This window comes from Acidovorax facilis (assembly GCF_050626955.1).
Taxonomy (GTDB): domain Bacteria; phylum Pseudomonadota; class Gammaproteobacteria; order Burkholderiales; family Burkholderiaceae_C; genus Acidovorax; species Acidovorax facilis.
Genome location: NZ_CP192460.1, coordinates 4,396,900 through 4,414,248, shown reverse-complemented (window position 1 = coordinate 4,414,248; position 17,349 = coordinate 4,396,900). Strand labels below are relative to the sequence as shown.

Below are 17,349 nucleotides of genomic sequence, written 5' to 3'. Positions count from 1 at the left end.
TATTTGGCTCAAAAAACCACCTGCACCCCCGCCACCACCTGGCGCCCCAGGCCCGGGATCACGGTGAGTGCGCCCCACGAGGCCGTGTAGTACGCCTTGTCGAACAGGTTGTGGACGTCCAGCGTCAGGCGCGTGCGCTTGTCGATCTGCCAGTAGCCTGTGATGCGCGCCGTGGTGTAGGCGGGCAGGCGGTAGGTGTCGGTGGCGGTGCCCGTGCGCTCGCCCACATGCACCAGGCCGCCGCCGATGCCGTAGCGGCCGCCCCAGGGCGCCTGGTCTTCGCGGGTGGCAAACAGCCCGGCGCTCACGCGCGGCACATTCAGCAGGCGCTTGCCCAGCAGTGCGGGGTTGTTGTCGCGGGTCACCTCGGTGTCGGTGTAGGCCATGTTGGCGGTCATGCGCCAGTGGGTGTCGATCTGCCCGGCCACATCCAGCTCCAGGCCCCGGCTTTGCACCTCGCCCGCGGCGATGCTGAAGTTGGCGTTGGTGGGGCTGCGCGTGAGCACATTGGTCTTGCGGATATCGAACAGCGCGACGCTCGCATTCAGCCGCTGGTCGGCCGACTGCCACTTGGCGCCCAGTTCCAGGGCTTGGCCCTTTTGCGGGTCGAACGCCTTGCCGCTTTCATCCGTGCCTGCGTTGGGGCGGAACGAGCGTCCGGCCGAGGCATAGACCGAGGTGTTGGGGTTGATCAGGTAGGTCAGCCCGATGCGCGGCGTGGTGGCCGAATGCTCCTGCTCCTGGCGGGTGGCGGCCAAGCGGTTTTCGCTGTCCTGGTGAAAGCGGTCAAAGCGCACGCCGGCCAGCAGCTTCCACTTTGCGCTCAGATCGATCTGGTCCTGCACAAATACGCCCGTGGCGCGGGTGCGGTCCACCAGGTCGAAGCCTGGGGTCAGGTTGCCCACGGGCTGGTCGTACACGGGGTTGTAGATGTCGATGGCGAACGGCTGGCTGGTCAGGCTGGAGTAGCGGATGTCCTGCGCCGCGGTCAGGCGCCAGGTTTCCACGCCGGCCAGCACGGTGTGGACGAGGCCCCCGGTGCGCAGCTTGCCTTCGACCTCGGCCTGCAGCGATGCATCGCGTGCGGGCAGGCTGCGCCAGCTGTCGCGGCGCGTCAGGGTACGGCCGTCGGCGGCCAGGGTGCCGGTCAGGTCCACGGCGGCGCCATACAGGTCCGTCTCGCGGTACGACGCACCCACGCGGGTTCGCCAGCCCTGGCCCAGGTCGTGGTCCAGCGTCACCTGGTGTGTGTCGCCGTTGACCTGCAGGTTCTCGCGGCTGGGGTCGCCCAGGTAGCGGTCGGACGGCAGCGCGCCCACGTTGCCCCGCACCTGCACGATGCCCCGGTCCAGCGGGGTGCGGATGCGGATGAACTCCGCCTCGTAGTTCAACACGGTGTTGGCGCCCAGGTTCCAGGTGAGGGACGGGGCCACCACCATCTTGCGGTTGTCCACCAGCGCGGTACGGCTCGCGCCGTCCTCGGCCGCCACGTTCAGGCGGTAGGCAACGTCCGTGCCCAGCGGGCCGGTGGTGTCGAGCGTGGCACGGCGGTAGCCATGCCCGCCCACCTGCACACCCGCCTTGTGCGCGGGAGTGAACTGCGGCTTTTTGGTGACGATGTTGAGCGTGCCGCCCGGCTCGCTGCTGCCATACAACGCGGCCGCCGGGCCTTTGAGAAATTCAATGCGCTCGACCGAGCTCACGTCGCGCTGGGGGCCATAGCCCCGGTTGGAGGCAAAGCCGTTGAGCAGCTGGCCGCCGTCGGTGTTGCTGAAGCCACGGATCGCATAGTTGTCCCAGGTGCCGCCAAAGTCGTTCAGGCGGGTGATGCCGCTCACGTAGTCCACGGTGTCGGCCAAGCGCGAGGCGCCCAGGTCTTCCATCAGCTGCTGGGGCACCACGCGCACGGACTGCGGGGTTTCGATCAGCGGCGTGTCGGTGCGTGTCGCTGCGGTGTTGCGCTGCACGCCCTGGTAGCCGGTGGTGGCGCTGCTGTCACGCACCTGCACTTCCGACAGGGCGGGGCTGGTGGGGACGGCGTCGGTCGGTAGAGCCGATGAAACAGGGGGTGCCGTCTGGGCCATGGCGGCGCTGGCGGTAAAGGCGCACAGCGCCAGGGTGGCGCGGGCCGTAGCAGTCGGCCGGGCGGGCCGGGGAATCGAGGGATGCATGGTGCAGATCGGTAGAGAGAAAACGGCGGGGCTAGCTCCCGCGCGCCGTGCAAACCGCCGCACGGGAGAGAGGTCGCGTTGAACGGGGCACGGGCGGGTGCAAATGAAAGGCCGCCATTATCCATGCAAATGCAAACAATTCGCATTTGCTTTTGCGGCAACGCTCCCTTGCCTTCTGGGTGCGCATGGGGGCGGGCAGCGCCTGCCTTGCAGGAGCGCTCAGCGGGGTGCTGCCTTGGCCGCCGTGGCCATCAGCGCCACAAACCGCGCCGCGCCCAGGCCCAGCGGCCGCTCCTTCGACCACACCACATCCACCCACAGGGCGGTGCCGTTGCTCAGGTTCTCAAACGGCATCTCCACCAGCCGCCCCGCCTCGATGCGCGGCTGCACCAACGCCCGGGGCTGCCAGCCCCAGCCCAGGCCTGCTTCGATCATGCCCAGCGCGGCCAGGTGGTTGTCGGTGCGCCAGTGGTGGCGGGCAAATACAAAACGGGGGTCGGTTTGCCCCAGGTCACGGCTGGCCACCACGATCTGGCGCGTGGTGGTCAGGTGTTCTTCGCGCAGCATGGCGCGCTCGGGCGGCTCGCCCCGGGCCAGGGCCGAGGCGCGCGCGCCCTGCAATACCGCATGGTCCGGCGCCATCACCGCCACCAGGGTTTCGGTGCCCACCTCCTGAAAACCCTCGCGCCCGTCGATGCTGGGCCGCTCGAACACCAGCGCCAGCTGTGCGCGGCCGCTGTGCAGCAGCGCCAGCGCATCCACCTGCGGGGCGGTCAGCACCTCCACCTGCAGCAGCGGGTATTCAGATGCCAGCGTGGCCAGGGGGCCTGTCCAGCGGGCGGCCAGCAGCTCGGGCGCGATGGCCAGCGTCAGCCGCTCTTCCAGCCCCTGCGTCAGCGCCAGCGCCTGGGCGTTGAGCTGCTGCAGCTGCCCGGCGAGCAACCGGGCCTGCGGTTCCAGCGCGCGTGCGGCGGCGGTGGGCCTGGGCTCGCGACCGCTGCGGTCAAACAGCTGCACATCCAGCTCGGCTTCCAGGTGGGCAATGGTCATGCTCACGGCCGACGGCACCCGCGACAGCGCCCGCGCCGCCGCCGAAAAAGAGCCGTGGTCCAGCGCTGCCAGGAACACCTGCACGCTGTCTGAAGAGAAGGCCATGGGTGTGATCTATCAAATAAACTGAAACAAGCTGACTATATATATCAGCTGCAGGCACATAAAGTCGCCCCCATGGACAAGCAACCCACCCTTTTCGGCCTGCAGGGCCTCAAGCGCCGACTGATCTATGTGAGCCTGTACGAGCTGATCGCCATCGCGGCGGCCACGGCCGGGCTGGCCTTGCTCTCGGGCCAGGGTGCGGGCCATTCGAGCGTGGTGGCCGTGGCAGCCTCGGTGATTGCCATTGTCTGGAATATCGTCTTCAACTGGGCGTTTGAGCGCTGGGAAGCTCGCCAGCCCGTGCGCGGTCGCAGCGTTGCGCGGCGCGTGGCGCATGCCATCGGTTTTGAAGGCGGGCTGGTCTTCACCCTCGTGCCGCTGTTTGCCTGGTGGTTTGACATCACCCTGTGGCACGCGTTTGTGATGGACCTGGGGCTGATCGTGTTCTTCCTTTGCTACACCTTTGTTTTCAACTGGGTGTTCGACCACCTGTTCGGCCTGCCGGCGTCGGCCATGGAGCCAGTGTCTGCTTGAGATTGCAAATTGCTATTAATGTTATAGCTGATTGCAATTGATGGATAAGCGCTAGAGGCCGATTTGGGCCAAATTACCAGCTCAAACCTGTAACAACTGCCCCGCAATGGCGGCTGCGGCGGTGCGCGTCTCCACCCCCAGCTTTTCAAAAATGTGCTCCAGGTGCTTGTTCACCGTGCGCGGGCTCATGCCCAGGATGTCGGCGATGTCGCGGTTGGTCTTGCCCTTGCTCAGCCACGACAGCACCTCGGTCTCGCGCGGCGTCAGGGCCACCTGCTGCAGGTGGCGCGGGGCGGTGGCCTCGGGCGTGGTGCGGCTGAGCAGCAGCATCGACTCGGCCAGGCCGCTCGCGCCCAGATGGCGGGCCAGCAACTGGCGGCCGTCGGCCAGCGCCAGGGTCTGGTCGCCGGTGGTTTGCGCGCGCACCAGCCAGGCAGCGGCGGCATCTGCGGGGGCGGGGTCGGCGGCAAAGGCGGCTTCCAGCCAGCGCAATGCCTGCGGGGAGCGCCAGGCCACGCGGCCCTGGCCGTCCAGCACCACCACGCCCAGCCCGGCCACGTCGACCGCCTCGCGCGCCAGCCGCGTGGCCTGGGCGTTGCGCACATGGGTGGCGAGCCGGGCCAGCACCTCGGGGATGCGCAGGGGCTTGACCACGTAGTCCACCCCGCCACTGGCAAAGCCCCGCAGGATCTGCTCGGTGTCCGACAAGCCCGTCATGAACACCACCGGAACGTGCGACCAGGGCGGCGTGGCCTTGAGCTGGCGGCATAGCGCAAAGCCGTCCATGCCGGGCATCACGGCGTCCAGCAGCACGCCGTCGGGCACGGTCAGGTCAAAACGCTGCAGGGCTTCTTCGGCGTCGCGCGCGGCCAGCACGGCGTAGCCCTCGGCGGCCAGGGCGTCGCACAGCATGCGCAGGGTGTCGAGTGCGTCGTCCACCACCAGGATCACGCGCTGGCTGACCTGCTGGTCTGGATGGGATTCGTCGTTCATAGGGTTCCCTCTTCGGGCTCGCGCAGGTGGTGGGCCAGGGTCTCAAAGTCGAAGCGGTCGGCACTGGCCTGCAGCAGCGCCAGCGTGGCGGCATGGCCGGGCAGGTCGCCGCGTGCGCGCCGCAGCCGCTCGCGCAGCGCGGCGGCCTGGCCAGACCGCGCCAGGCGGGTCAGGTCTTCGCGCAGTTCGTCGGGCAGCGTGGCCGGGGTGTCGTTCGGGTTGGCGGGGCCCGCGGCGGGCTCGGGGCTGGGCGCAAGCGGCGTGTTGTCGCGCACCCATTCCAGCTGCAGCGCGTGCTCCAGCGCCTGGAGCAGTTCGGATTCGATCACCGGCTTGCCGACAAAAGCCTGGCACTGCTGCGCCGCCAATCGTGAGGCCTCGTGCTCGAACAGATTGGCCGACACGAACACGATGGGCAGCTCGGACGCAGGCCGCAACTCGCGCAGCAGGGTGGCGGTCTGCCAGCCGTCCAGGTCATCCATGGTGATATCGAGCAGCACCAGGTCGGGCGGTGTCTGGCGCACGATCTCGATGCATTCGCGCCCGCTGGCGGCCTCGCGCACCTCAAAACCCAGGGGCACCAGCAGGCCGGCCAGCAGCTGGCGCTGCAGGGGCTGGTCGTCCACCACCAGCAGCGTGCGCCGGGGCGCCAGGTAGCCGATCACGGGGCGCAGTGTTGCGCGGCTGGGCGTGGTCCAGGCCGGGTCTACCGCAATGCTGGGCAGGTACAGCCGCACGGTAAAAGTGCTGCCCTGGCCGGGGGTGCTGGTTAGCGTGAGCTGGCCACCCATCAGTTCGGCAAGCAGGTGCGTGATGGTCAGGCCCAGGCCCGTGCCCGCCTCGCTGGCGCGGCGCCCGGCGCTGCCGCGCTCAAACGGCACAAAGATGCGCTCCAGGTCTTGCGGTTCGATGCCGATGCCGGTGTCGATCACCTCGATGCGCGAGACATGCTGGCGAAAGTCCATGCGCAGCCGCACCTCGCCGCGCTCGGTAAACCGCACCGCGTTAGACAGCAGGTTGATCAGAATCTGCCGCAACCGCTTGGCGTCGGCCCGTATCCACCCGGGCATGGTGCCCAGCGTCTCCACCACAAAGTGCAGGCCCTTGGCCTCAGCCTGCGGGCGCAGCATGGCTTCGATGTTCTCGATCAGCTCGGGTAGTGGCAGGGGGGCCATGTCCAGCCGCAGGCGCCCCGCCTCGATGCGCGCCAGCTCCAGCGATCCATCGATGAGCGCATGCATGTGCTGGCCGCTGTGCTGCATGGTGGACAACGTCTCGCGCATCCAGCCCTCGGTGTGCGGGTTCTTGAGCAGGATCTGTGTGTAGCCCAGGATGCTGTTGAGCGGCGAACGCAGCTCGTGCGTCATGCCTGCCACGTAGCGCGTCTTGGCCTGGTTGGCGGACTCGGCCTGGTCCTTGGCCGCCTGCAGTTCGGCGTCGGTGCGCTTGTGGGCTTCGATTTCCTGCAGCAGCAGCTGCGTCTGCCGTTCCGACTCGTCCTGCGCCATGCGCCGGCTGTCGGTGCTCAGCACCACCCACCACGCGCACACGGCGGCCAGCAGCGCCAGCAGCGCAAACACCTTGAGAAACGGCATCTGTAGCATTTGGCCGGGCACCGGCGTCTGCAGGCTTTCCTGCACATACACCACGCCCACCAGAAACGCCATCACCGCGCACAGCGACACCATCACCATCAGGTACTGCCCCAGGCGAAAGTTCACCTTGATGGCCCAGCGCTGCGGCAGCAAGGCTTCCACCACGTTGCGCAGCTGGTCGGCCGCGCGCGATCCGGTCTTGCAGCGGTCGTGGCAGCGCGATTCGAGCGAGCAGCACAGCGAGCAGATGGGCGCGGCATAGGCCGGACAGCGCGCCATGTCTTCGGACTCGAACTGGTTCTCGCACACGGCGCAGCGCACGATCTCGCCGGGCCGCCACTCGTTGCCGGGAGCGCGCGCCAGGTAGTAGCGGCCCTGCGTCAGCCAGGCCAGCAGCGGCGCCAGCGCCATCGACAGCACCAGCGCAATGAAGGGCGAAAACGCGGCCGCCTCTTCGCCCAGCAGCCCTGCATAGGCACAGCAGGCCACCGTGGCCGCCAGCACCATGGCGCCCAGGCCCACGGGGTTGAAGTCATACAGGTGCGCGCGCCGAAACTCGATGCCTTTGGGCGACAGGCCCAGTGGCTTGTTGATGACCAGGTCTGCCACCAGCGCACCCACCCAGGCAATGGCCACGTTGCTGTACACGGCCAGCACTTTCTCCAGCGCGCCAAACACCCCGAGCGTCATCAGCAAGGTGGCGATCAACACGTTGAACACCAGCCACACCACACGCCCGGGGTGGCTGCGGGTGACGCGCGCAAAAAAATTGGACCACGCCAGCGAGCCCGCGTAGGCATTGGTGAGATTGATCTTGATCTGCGAGACCACCACAAACACCACCGTCACCGCCACCGCCAGCCCCGGCAGGCCCAGCGCCTGCATGACCTGGTGAAAGCCTGCGAGGAACATCTGCGTGGGCTCGGCGGCGCGCTGGGCGCCCACCTCGAACTGCAGCGCGGCAAACGCTAGAAAGGCCCCACCCGCCATCTTGAGCATGCCCATCACCACCCAGCCCGGCCCCGCCACCAGCACCGCGCCCCACCAGCGCAGGCGGTTGGCGGCAGTGCGCTCGGGCAGAAAGCGCAAAAAGTCCACTTGCTCGCCAATCTGCACCACCAGTGAAAAGATCACCGCCGCGGCTGCACCAAACATGAGCGGGTCAAACTGGCTGCTGCCGCTCTTGAGGCCCGACAGTCCCGCAAAGTCGCGGTACAGCTGCGGCTGGGCCAGCGCAATCCACACAAAGGGCAGCAGCAGCAAGAACAGCCACAGCGGCTGCGTCCACGCCTGCAGGCGCGAGATCAGCGTGATGCCACGCATGGCCAGCGGCAGGATCACCAGCGACGACGCGATGTAGCACCACTCCAGCGGCCAGTCCACCACCATCTGCAGCGCCAGCGCCATGATGGCAGCCTCCAGCGCAAAGAATATGAACGTGAACACTGCGTAGATCAGCGACGTGATGGTAGAGCCCAGGTAGCCAAAACCTGCGCCGCGCGTGAGCAAATCCATGTCCAGCCCATAGCGCGCTGCGTAGTAGGCAATGGGCAGGCCGGTCAGAAAGATCAGCAAGCCCACGGTGAGGATGGCCCACATGGCGTTGCTGAAGCCGTAGTTCAGCGCAATCGCGCCACCAATGGCCTCCAGTGCCAGGAATGACAGCGAACCGAACGCCGTGTTGGCCACGCGGAATTCGCTCCAGCGCCGAAAGCTCTTGGGCGTGTAGCGCAGTGCGTAGTCCTCCATGGTCTCGTCGGCCACCCAGGCGTTGTACTCGCGCCGGAAACGAAAAATCGTTTGTGGTGCGCTCTGGGCATCGGGTGCTTGTGGTGAGGCCATGCCCAGCACAAAGCAAGAAGCGTTCTAGGCGCGCACCGCGTTGGGGCGTTGCAGGTGCTCGCATTGCCGTGCGTAGGTCTATTTGCAGTGCGTGCACCGAGGGGCGTACGCAGCCCTACGTTAATTGACGTATGGGCGCATTCAAGGGTTGTCCCTAACCTTCATTCCACAGCGCACACAACCCGCTTTGGTCCCGTCCCTTCATTCACACCGATCCTGCAAGGAGCGTCTTTATGAGCCACCCGTCCGACCCCCGCTTTAGTGACTCCGCCCAGGCCGAACCCGGCCGCCGTCGCATCCTGCAGGCGCTGGGCGCCGCTTCCGTGGCGGGCCTGCCTGCCTGGTCGTTTGGCCAGCCCACGGCGCAGGTCAACACCACCAAGCTGGCCATCACCGACACCGAAGTCACCGTGGGCCAATTGCACTCGGCCACGGGCACCATGGCGATTTCCGAAACCGGCTCCATCCAGGCTGAACAGCTGGCCATTGACCAGATCAACGCCATGGGCGGTGTGCTGGGCCGCAAAATCAAGGTGATCAAGGAAGACGGTGCGTCGGACTGGCCCACGTTTGCCGAAAAGTCCAAGAAGCTGCTCATCAACGACCGCTGCGCCGCTGTGTTTGGCTGCTGGACCAGCGCCTCGCGCAAGGCCGTGCTGCCGGTGTTCGAGAAAGAAAACGGCCTGCTCTACTACCCCACCTTCTACGAAGGCCTGGAGCAATCCAAGAACGTGATCTACACGGGCCAGGAAGCTACCCAGCAGATTCTGTACAGCCTGGAATGGGCCAAGACCGAGAAGAAGGCCAAGACCTTCTTCCTCATCGGCTCCGACTACATCTGGCCCCGCACCTCGATGAAGATTGCGCGCAAGCACATCGAGAACTTCCAGAAGGGCAAGGTCGTGGGCGAGGAGTACTACCCGCTGGGCAGCACCAACTTCGGCTCGCTGATGAATAAGATCAAGGTGCAAAAGCCCGACTGCCTGTTTGTGGCGGTGGTGGGCGGCTCCAACGTGGCGTTCTACAAGGCGCTCAAGGCCGCGGGCATCACGGGCGACAAGCAACTGCTGGTCACGCTGTCGGTCACCGAAGACGAAATGACCGGCGTGGGCGGCGAGAACTTCAACGGTTTCTACTCGTCGATGAAGTACTTCCAGTCGCTCGACAACGAGAACAACAAGAAGTTTGTGGCGGCCTTCAAGGCCAAGTACGGCAAGGACGCCGTGATTGGCGACGTGACGCAGGCGGGCTACCTGGGCCCCTGGCTGTGGAAGGCGGCGGTCGAAAAAGCCAAGAGCTTTGACGTGGACAAGGTGGTGGCCGCGTCGCCCGGCATCGAGCTGACCACCGCGCCCGAGGGCTATGTGAAGGTGGACGCCAACCACCACCTGTGGAGCAAGTCGCGCATCGCCATGGGCATGCCGGATGCTTCGTTCAAGGTGGTGTCTGAGTCGCCTGCGCTGATCAAGCCGGATCCATTTCCCAAAGGGTATCAGTAGGAAGTCACCCCCTGAGCGGCTGCGCCGCTTCCCCCTCTCTCGCTGCGCGGGAGGGGGACGACACCCTCGGTGCGGGGCGGCCCTTCTCGGTGTCCCTCGCAAGAGGCCGCCCCATGGCACCGCTGTTCGTTTTCCAACGCTGCCCACGCAGGAGCTGCAACATGACCTTTTCCGAAATGATGAACATCGGCCTGATGCAGGGCTTTGCGGGCCTGAGTCTGTTTGCCGTGCTGCTGCTCATGGGGCTGGGCCTGGCCATCATCTTTGGGCAGATGGGCGTGATCAACATGGCCCATGGCGAGTTCATGACCATTGGCGCCTATACGATCTACCTGGGCTCCACCCTCGCGGCCAACCATGCGCCGCAAATGATTCCGTATTACTTTCCGCTGGCCATCGTGGCGGCGTTTGGGTTTGCGTTTGTAGCGGGCTGGCTGGTGGAATGGGGGCTGATCCGCCACCTGTACAAGCGCCCGCTGGACACCCTGCTGGCCACCTGGGGCATCAGCCTGGCCCTGCAGCAATGCTTTCGCACCTTCATCGGCCCCAAGGAGGTCAGCCCCACCTTGCCCGACTGGCTGCTGGGCTCGTGGGCGCCCGCCGAGGGGCTGGACATCCCGATCAATGGCCTGTTTGTGCTGGCGCTGACGGCGGTGGTCACGGGGGGCGTGCTGCTGGCCCTGCACAGAAGCCGCTGGGGCCTGCGGGTGCGCGCCACGGTGAGCAACCGCGTCATGGCCAACGCCATTGGCATCGACACCCAAAAGACCGACCGCCTGACCTTCGCCATCGGTTGCGGCATTGCCGGCGTGGCGGGCGCGGCGTTTACCACCATCGGCTCCACCGGCCCCACATCGGGCTCGCTCTACATCGTGGACGCCTTCCTGGTGGTGACCTTTGGCGGCGCGGCCAGCCTTCTGGGCACCGTGGTGTCGGCCTTCGGGATTGCGCAAACGCAGTCGATCACCGAGTTCTTCATGGCGGGCTCCATGGCCAAGATGATCACGCTGTCGCTGATCGTGCTGATCCTGATGGTGCGGCCACAGGGCTTGTTCGCCTCCAAAGTTCGCCGATGAAATTCGCCCAACTGTCCATTTCCTTCGAGCCCACCGGAGTCTCCGCATGAACGCCCTCAAAGCCTGGATCCTGCGCTACCAGCTCGCCAGCCTGGTACTGCTCACCGTGCTGCTGGCCGTGGTGCTGCCGCTAGCGCTCGACATCTTTCGGCTGAACCTCGTGGGCAAGTACCTCACCTACGCTTTCGTGGCCATTGGCCTCGTGATGGTGTGGGGCTACGGCGGCGTGCTCAGTCTGGGGCAGGGCGTGTTCTTTGGCCTGGGGGGCTATGCCATGGCCATGTTCCTCAAGCTCGAAGCGTCAGACCCCATCAGCACCAAGATCCAGTCCACGCCCGGCATCCCCGACTTCATGGACTGGAACCAGATCACCGAGCTGCCCAGCTTCTGGATTCCGTTCAAGAGCCTGCCGTTTGCGCTGGCGGCCGTGATCGTCGTGCCCACGCTGCTGGCCTGGATCATCAGCTTTGCGATGTTCAAGCGCCGTGTGGGCGGTGTGTACTTTGCCATCATCACGCAGGCCGTGGCGCTGATTCTGACGGTGCTCATCATCGGCCAGCAGGGCTACACCGGTGGCGTGAACGGCATGACGGATCTGAAGACGCTGTGGGGCTGGGACACGCGCACCGACAGCGCCAAATACATCCTGTACTACGTGTGCGTGGCGCTGCTCATAGGCTCGATCATCCTGTGCCGCTGGATACAGACCGGCAAGGTGGGCACGCTGCTGCTGGCCATGCGCGACAAGGAAGACCGCGTGCGCTTTTCGGGGTACGACGTGGCCAATTTCAAGGTCTTCACCTTCTGCCTGGCCGCCGCGCTGTCGGGCATCGGGGGCGCCATGTTCTCGCTGCAGGTGGGCTTCATGTCGCCCAGCTTTGTAGGCATCGTGCCGTCCATCGAGATGGTGATCTACGCCGCCGTGGGCGGGCGCATGAGCCTGGTGGGCGCGGTGTATGGCACCTTGCTGGTGAACGCGGGCAAGACGTATTTCTCCGAGAGCTTTCCCGAGCTGTGGCTGTTCCTCATGGCCGGGCTTTTCATCGGCGTGACCATGGCCTTCCCCATGGGCCTGGCGGGCCTGTGGGAGAGCCATGTGGTGCCCTGGTGGAAGGGCCGCCGCGAAGCGCTGCGCCAGGCATCGGAGCAAGGCCGACCATCCGCGGCGCGCCCGCCTATGGATACAAGCACCGCTGCGGCAGCGTCGCCAGCACCCGCCGCCACGCTGCCTGATGGCGTGAGCCGCCAGGGCGTCTGAAACCACCGGAGCACTCCTCATGAGCAACACCGACTTCGCGCTGGCCATTGAAGACCTGACCGTGTCGTTCGACGGCTTCAAGGCCATCGACGACCTCACGCTGTACATCGACAAGAACGAGCTGCGCGTGATCATCGGCCCCAACGGCGCGGGCAAGACCACGCTGCTGGATCTGATCTGCGGCAAGACCCGCGCCACGGGCGGCAGCATCAAGTTCAAGAACGAAGAACTTACCCGCATGGCAGAGCACAAGCGTGTGCGGCTGGGCATCGGGCGCAAGTTCCAGACGCCGTCCATCTACGAGAACCTGTCGGTCTTCCAGAACCTGGAGGTGTCTTACCCCGCAGGCCGCTCGGTGCTGGGCGCGCTGGCGTTCAAGTGCACCGATGAGGTCAAGGCGCGTGTGCAAGTGGTGGCCGAAGACATTGGCCTGGGCGACAAGCTCGATACCGAGGCTGGCTTGCTGAGCCACGGGCAAAAACAGTGGCTGGAGATCGGCATGCTGCTGATGCAGGAGCCCGAGCTGCTGATGCTGGACGAGCCGATCGCCGGCATGAGCGCGCGCGAGCGTGAGCTGACGGCCGAGCTGCTGCAGCGCATCTGCAAGAACCGCGCGGTGATCGTCATTGAGCACGACATGGAGTTCGTCAAGCGCATTGCCCACAAGGTCACTGTGATGCACCAGGGAAAGATCCTGGCCGAAGGCCCCATGGAGAAGGTGCAGGCGGACCCCAAGGTCATCGACGTGTACCTGGGCCACTGAGCAACCCATTCCTTCACAGGAGCATCGCATGCTGGAAGTCAAAGATCTGTTTGTGGCCTACGGCCAGAGCGAGGCGCTGCACGGCATCTCGTTTGACGGCCGTGCCAACGAGACCGTGGCCATCATGGGCCGCAATGGCATGGGCAAAACCACGCTGTTCAAGAGCCTCATGGGCGTGATGCCCGTCAAGAGCGGCCAGATCACCGTGGCAGGCCAGGACGTGACGAAGGACGAGAGCTTTCGCCGCGTGGCCAAGGGCATCGCCTATGTGCCGCAAGGCCGCATGATCTTCCCGACCCTCACGGTCGAAGAGAACATCGAGACCGGGCTGGAAAACTCCAAGACGCGACAGATTCCCGAAGACATCTACGCACTGTTTCCCGTGCTGTGGGACATGCGCCGGCGCAAGGGCGGCAACCTCTCGGGCGGGCAGCAGCAGCAACTGGCCATTGCGCGAGCGCTCGTCACCGACCCCAAGGTGCTGCTGCTCGACGAGCCCACCGAGGGCATCCAGCCTTCCATCATCAAGGACATCGCCAAGGCGCTCAACGAGATCCGCAAGCTGCGCCAGATCACCATCGTGGTGAGCGAGCAGGTGCTGTCGTTTGCCATGGACGTGGCCGACCGGCTGTTCGTCATTGAGGGCGGCCGCCTGGTGCACGAGACCGCCCGCGCCGACACCGACCAGCAGCGCATCAAAGCCTATCTGTCGGTATGAAACACCCCCTGAGTCGCCTTCGGCGCCTTCCCCCTCAAGGGGGACGACGCCCTCGCTGCGGGGCGGCCCTTGCTTGGCGTCCCTGGCCTCGGCCGTGGCGGTCTCGGCGGCAATGCGCCATGTAAGGCCGGGATTTTTTCTCGCTTTTTCCTTCTTCCACCCAACCCTTCCAAGGAGCACGCCATGGCTGAAACCCTGATCAAGGTCGATCTGAGCAAGTCGCCCACCGAGAACGAGAACATCCACAACCGCTGGCACCCAGACATTCCCATGGCCTGCTGGGTCAATCCTGGCGATGAGTTCGTGCTGGAGACGTTTGACTGGACGGGCGGCTTCATCAAGAACAACGACAGCGCCGATGATGTGCGCGACATCGACCTGACCACGGTGCACTACCTCAGCGGCCCCGTGGGCGTGAAGGGCGCCGAGCCGGGCGACCTGCTGGTGGTGGACCTGCTGGACATTGGTGCCAAGCAGGACAGCCTGTGGGGTTTCAACGGCTTTTTCAGCAAGAACAACGGCGGCGGTTTTTTGACCGAGCATTTCCCGCAGGCGCAAAAGTCCATCTGGGACTTTCATGGCATGTTCACCAGCTCGCGCCATGTGCCTGGTGTGAAGTACGCCGGGCTCATCCATCCCGGCCTGATTGGCTGCCTGCCCGACCGCAAGATGCTGGAGCAGTGGAATGCGCGCGAGCAGGCGCTCATCGACTCAGACCCCACGGCCGGGCTGGCCAACCCACCCTCGGCGGGCACGGCCCACATGGGCCGCCTCACGGGCGATGCCAAGGCCAAAGCGGCTGCCGAAGGCGCCCGCACGGTGCCCCCGCGCGAGCATGGTGGCAACTGCGACATCAAGGATTTGTCGCGCGGCGCCAAGGTGTTCTTCCCGGTGTATGTGGACGGCGCCGGCCTGTCGGTGGGCGACCTGCATTTCAGCCAGGGCGACGGCGAGATCACCTTTTGCGGCGCCATCGAGATGGCAGGCTGGGTGCACATGAAGGTCACGCTCATCAAGGGCGGCATGGCCAAGTACGGGATCAAGAACCCCATCTTCAAGCCCAGCCCCATCACGCCCACCTACAACGATTACCTGATCTTCGAGGGCATCAGCGTGGACGAGAGTGGCAAGCAGTACTACCTGGACGTGAACGTGGCCTACCGCCAGGCCTGCCTGAACGCCATCGAGTACCTCAAGAAGTTTGGCTATTCGGGCGCGCAGGCGTATTCCATCCTGGGCACAGCCCCGGTGCAGGGCCACATCAGCGGCGTGGTGGATGTGCCCAACGCCTGCGCCACGCTGTGGCTGCCCACGCAGATCTTTGACTTTGACATCAACCCGAGTGCGGCGGGGCCGATCAAGCACCTGGATGGCTCGGTGGCCATGCCGCTGTCGCCCGACCTGGTCTGACAGTCAAACACCATTGCTGCAGAAGGACCCGCCATGCCCACCTACGACTACGCCTGTGCCCAGTGTGGCGGCTTTGATGCCTTTCGCCTGCTGGCCGACCGCAACGAACCCGCTGCCTGCCCAGACTGCGGCGCAGCATCGCCGCGCGTGTTTGCCACCGCGCCGCGCCTGGCACTCATGAGCGCGTCCGCGCGCAGCGCCATCGCCACCAACGAGCGAGCGCGGCACGAGCCGCAGCGCTCGGGCGACTACGCCCGCCTCAAACACCCTGCAGGCTGTGGCTGCTGTTCGTCATCGCAAAGCCGCAAGGCCACGGTAACGGCGCCCAGCGGCGCCAAGGCGTTTCCGAGCAAACGGCCCTGGATGATTTCTCATTGATAGGGATGCTTCACCATGATTCACGGCGATATTTCAAGCAGCAAGGACACCGTCGGCGTGGCGGTGGTCAACTACAAGATGCCGCGCCTGCATACCAAGGCCGAGGTGCTGGACAACGCGCGCAAGATCGCAGACATGCTGGTGGGCATGAAAACCGGCTTGCCCGGCATGGACTTGGTGATCTTTCCGGAGTACAGCACCCACGGCATCATGTACGACGCCCAGGAGATGATGGACACGGCGGCCACCGTACCGGGTGAAGAGACCGAAATCTTCGCCGCCGCCTGCCGCAAGGCCAAGGTGTGGGGCGTCTTCTCGCTCACCGGCGAGCGCCATGAGGAGCACCCGCACAAGGTGCCGTACAACACCCTGATCCTCATGAATGACCAGGGCGAGATCGTGCAGAAGTACCGCAAGATCATGCCCTGGACCCCCATCGAAGGCTGGTACCCCGGGGACACCACCTACGTCAGCGAAGGCCCCAAGGGCCTGAAGATCAGCCTCATCATCTGCGACGACGGCAACTACCCCGAGATCTGGCGCGACTGCGCCATGAAGGGTGCCGAGTTGATCGTGCGGTGCCAGGGCTACATGTACCCCGCCAAGGAGCAGCAGATTCTGATGAGCAAGGCCATGGCCTTTGCCAACAACACGTATGTGGCCGTGGCCAATGCCGCCGGGTTTGACGGCGTATACAGCTACTTCGGCCACAGCGCCCTGATTGGCTTTGATGGCCGAACGCTCGGTGAATGCGGCGAGGAGGACTACGGCGTGCAGTACGCCGCGTTGTCGAAGAGCCTGATCCGCGACTTCCGCAAAAACGGGCAGTCCGAGAACCACCTCTTCAAGCTGCTGCACCGGGGCTACACCGGGCTGATCAACTCCGGCGGTGGAGACCAGGGTGTGGCCGCCTGCCCGTATGACTTTTACACCCGCTGGGTGACTGACCCCGAAGGCACGCGCAAGGCCGTGGAGGCCATCACGCGGCCCATGGTGGGCACCGAGGAGTGCCCGATCGAGGGTATCCCCAACCCCGACAGCGCAGACCGCTGCTGAGGCAACGGGATTCAGGGCCGTGGCCTGAGATCTTCAAACAGTGTTAACCGGCTGTGAGGCGCCCACACTGCGCCCGATAATCGGCCCCCATGCGTGGGCCGTTCCTTTCTATCCTGTGGATGTCATCGTGTGCACTGCTGTGCACCGTGCTCGCAGGCTGCGCGGCGAATGCGCCCACGCCACGCGGCGAGGTCAAGGGTGCCGCCACAACGCCCGCCGAGCTGGCCCAGTCCGACATGAACCGCGTGGCCACGCTGGCCATGCACGAGAACCTGGAGGGCTTGTTCCGCCTCATGGACAAGCTCTACCGCCGCAACCCCGCCGAATGGCGCAAAACCAGCGCCACCAGCCGCGAGTACGCCGCGGAGCAGGTGCGCACAGCCATCCTGCAGCGCCAGCCCTGGGCACCACTGCAGGGGCGGCGCGACATTGCCGCGATGGGCTTCGCGTTCGCGCCGGAGTTCACCGGGGACCGCGTGGCAGCCTTCATCCATGCCACGGCCGACATGATCATCACTGCCCATGGCGGAAAGATCGAATTCTTCTTGCTCGACGGCATGGATGCCCAGCACCTCTACAACGCCGCCCGCAATGTGGAAAGCGCCGTGTGGCTGCTGGCCCAGCGCCGCAACGCCCAGGGCCAGCCACTGCTGCTGGCGGACGAGATCGGCCCCCAGGGCCGCAACCTGAGCTTTGAGCGCGAGTTTGGCAAGATCATCGCGCGCCTCGACCTGCTGGCTGCCCTGACCACCGAAAAGTACCGCCGCGCCGCCATCAGCTATGTGCAGGGCATTGTGGGCGGCACGTTCCTGCAGTTCCTGCCGGTGCGTTGAGAGCGATTCAACCGCTTCAACCGCTTCAACCGCGGGACGCGCGGTCAGCGCGTGCCGCCATGCACGAA

Annotated in this window: 14 protein-coding genes; 10 read left to right on the top strand and 4 right to left on the bottom strand. The window is 65.4% G+C overall.

The features are described 5' to 3' along the window. Positions 1-8 precede the first annotated feature (8 nt). Both ACQ4MJ_RS20220 and ACQ4MJ_RS20215 read right to left on the bottom strand, forming a co-directional pair. Positions 9-2,171: a TonB-dependent siderophore receptor gene (locus ACQ4MJ_RS20220; RefSeq protein ID WP_431151498.1), complete on the bottom strand. Its 2,163-nt coding sequence runs from the start codon at positions 2,169-2,171 to the stop codon at positions 9-11. 219 nt (positions 2,172-2,390) lie between these two features. Continuing rightward, positions 2,391-3,326, bottom strand: coding sequence for a LysR family transcriptional regulator (locus ACQ4MJ_RS20215; RefSeq protein ID WP_121421883.1), 936 nt, complete (start codon positions 3,324-3,326; stop codon positions 2,391-2,393). Between the two features lie 72 nt (positions 3,327-3,398). Between ACQ4MJ_RS20215 and ACQ4MJ_RS20210 the strand changes: the two genes are divergently transcribed. Further along, the gene (locus ACQ4MJ_RS20210) at positions 3,399-3,860 is read left to right on the top strand and encodes a PACE efflux transporter (RefSeq protein ID WP_431151499.1); all 462 of its coding nucleotides are present in this window, start codon (positions 3,399-3,401) and stop codon (positions 3,858-3,860) included. An 81-nt stretch (positions 3,861-3,941) separates the two neighbouring features. On the opposite strand, the gene ACQ4MJ_RS20205 is transcribed toward ACQ4MJ_RS20210, so the two are convergent. Both ACQ4MJ_RS20205 and ACQ4MJ_RS20200 read right to left on the bottom strand, forming a co-directional pair. After that, positions 3,942-4,853 (bottom strand): response regulator, encoded by a 912-nt coding sequence (locus ACQ4MJ_RS20205; protein ID WP_431151500.1) that lies wholly within the window; start codon positions 4,851-4,853, stop codon positions 3,942-3,944. After that, positions 4,850-8,290 (bottom strand): hybrid sensor histidine kinase/response regulator, encoded by a 3,441-nt coding sequence (locus ACQ4MJ_RS20200; protein ID WP_431151501.1) that lies wholly within the window; start codon positions 8,288-8,290, stop codon positions 4,850-4,852. The genes ACQ4MJ_RS20205 and ACQ4MJ_RS20200 overlap by 4 nt, the downstream gene beginning before the upstream one ends. Before the next feature lie 233 nt (positions 8,291-8,523). On the opposite strand from ACQ4MJ_RS20200, the gene urtA reads away from it, so the two are divergent. The 9 genes from urtA to ACQ4MJ_RS20155 all read left to right on the top strand — a co-directional run bounded on the left by urtA (position 8,524) and on the right by ACQ4MJ_RS20155 (position 17,281). After that, positions 8,524-9,789 (top strand): urea ABC transporter substrate-binding protein, encoded by a 1,266-nt coding sequence (gene urtA, locus ACQ4MJ_RS20195; protein ID WP_121421885.1) that lies wholly within the window; start codon positions 8,524-8,526, stop codon positions 9,787-9,789. Between the two features lie 161 nt (positions 9,790-9,950). Beyond that, positions 9,951-10,865, top strand: a complete 915-nt coding sequence (gene urtB / locus ACQ4MJ_RS20190; protein ID WP_121507920.1) for an urea ABC transporter permease subunit UrtB — start codon at positions 9,951-9,953, stop codon at positions 10,863-10,865. Positions 10,866-10,911: 46 nt separating this feature from the next. After that, complete coding sequence (gene urtC, locus ACQ4MJ_RS20185) at positions 10,912-12,123, top strand: urea ABC transporter permease subunit UrtC (RefSeq protein ID WP_431151502.1); 1,212 nt, start codon at positions 10,912-10,914, stop codon at positions 12,121-12,123. Between the two features lie 19 nt (positions 12,124-12,142). Continuing rightward, positions 12,143-12,886 (top strand): urea ABC transporter ATP-binding protein UrtD, encoded by a 744-nt coding sequence (gene urtD / locus ACQ4MJ_RS20180; protein ID WP_121507918.1) that lies wholly within the window; start codon positions 12,143-12,145, stop codon positions 12,884-12,886. A 28-nt stretch (positions 12,887-12,914) separates the two neighbouring features. Next, entirely contained in the window at positions 12,915-13,604 is a 690-nt protein-coding gene (gene urtE / locus ACQ4MJ_RS20175) for an urea ABC transporter ATP-binding subunit UrtE (protein WP_057228091.1), read from the top strand. Between the two features lie 183 nt (positions 13,605-13,787). Further along, positions 13,788-15,014 (top strand): formamidase, encoded by a 1,227-nt coding sequence (fmdA, locus tag ACQ4MJ_RS20170; RefSeq protein WP_121507917.1) that lies wholly within the window; start codon positions 13,788-13,790, stop codon positions 15,012-15,014. 33 nt (positions 15,015-15,047) lie between these two features. Next, the gene (locus ACQ4MJ_RS20165) at positions 15,048-15,392 is read left to right on the top strand and encodes an FmdB family zinc ribbon protein (protein WP_057228095.1); all 345 of its coding nucleotides are present in this window, start codon (positions 15,048-15,050) and stop codon (positions 15,390-15,392) included. 15 nt (positions 15,393-15,407) lie between these two features. Next, positions 15,408-16,448, top strand: coding sequence for an aliphatic amidase (locus tag ACQ4MJ_RS20160; RefSeq protein ID WP_431151503.1), 1,041 nt, complete (start codon positions 15,408-15,410; stop codon positions 16,446-16,448). Between the two features lie 89 nt (positions 16,449-16,537). After that, the gene (locus ACQ4MJ_RS20155) at positions 16,538-17,281 is read left to right on the top strand and encodes a hypothetical protein (RefSeq protein ID WP_431151504.1); all 744 of its coding nucleotides are present in this window, start codon (positions 16,538-16,540) and stop codon (positions 17,279-17,281) included. Positions 17,282-17,349 lie beyond the last annotated feature (68 nt).

What these genes read in the sequence shown, in the direction of transcription:
- ACQ4MJ_RS20220 (WP_431151498.1), bottom strand. Translation starts at nt 2,171, where the DNA reads ATGCATCCCTCGATTCCCCGGCCCGCCCGGCCGACTGCTACGGCCCGC.
- ACQ4MJ_RS20215 (WP_121421883.1), bottom strand. Translation starts at nt 3,326, where the DNA reads ATGGCCTTCTCTTCAGACAGCGTGCAGGTGTTCCTGGCAGCGCTGGAC.
- ACQ4MJ_RS20210 (WP_431151499.1), top strand. Translation starts at nt 3,399, where the DNA reads ATGGACAAGCAACCCACCCTTTTCGGCCTGCAGGGCCTCAAGCGCCGA.
- ACQ4MJ_RS20205 (WP_431151500.1), bottom strand. Translation starts at nt 4,853, where the DNA reads ATGAACGACGAATCCCATCCAGACCAGCAGGTCAGCCAGCGCGTGATC.
- ACQ4MJ_RS20200 (WP_431151501.1), bottom strand. Translation starts at nt 8,290, where the DNA reads ATGGCCTCACCACAAGCACCCGATGCCCAGAGCGCACCACAAACGATT.
- urtA (WP_121421885.1), top strand. Translation starts at nt 8,524, where the DNA reads ATGAGCCACCCGTCCGACCCCCGCTTTAGTGACTCCGCCCAGGCCGAA.
- urtB (WP_121507920.1), top strand. Translation starts at nt 9,951, where the DNA reads ATGACCTTTTCCGAAATGATGAACATCGGCCTGATGCAGGGCTTTGCG.
- urtC (WP_431151502.1), top strand. Translation starts at nt 10,912, where the DNA reads ATGAACGCCCTCAAAGCCTGGATCCTGCGCTACCAGCTCGCCAGCCTG.
- urtD (WP_121507918.1), top strand. Translation starts at nt 12,143, where the DNA reads ATGAGCAACACCGACTTCGCGCTGGCCATTGAAGACCTGACCGTGTCG.
- urtE (WP_057228091.1), top strand. Translation starts at nt 12,915, where the DNA reads ATGCTGGAAGTCAAAGATCTGTTTGTGGCCTACGGCCAGAGCGAGGCG.
- fmdA (WP_121507917.1), top strand. Translation starts at nt 13,788, where the DNA reads ATGGCTGAAACCCTGATCAAGGTCGATCTGAGCAAGTCGCCCACCGAG.
- ACQ4MJ_RS20165 (WP_057228095.1), top strand. Translation starts at nt 15,048, where the DNA reads ATGCCCACCTACGACTACGCCTGTGCCCAGTGTGGCGGCTTTGATGCC.
- ACQ4MJ_RS20160 (WP_431151503.1), top strand. Translation starts at nt 15,408, where the DNA reads ATGATTCACGGCGATATTTCAAGCAGCAAGGACACCGTCGGCGTGGCG.
- ACQ4MJ_RS20155 (WP_431151504.1), top strand. Translation starts at nt 16,538, where the DNA reads ATGCGTGGGCCGTTCCTTTCTATCCTGTGGATGTCATCGTGTGCACTG.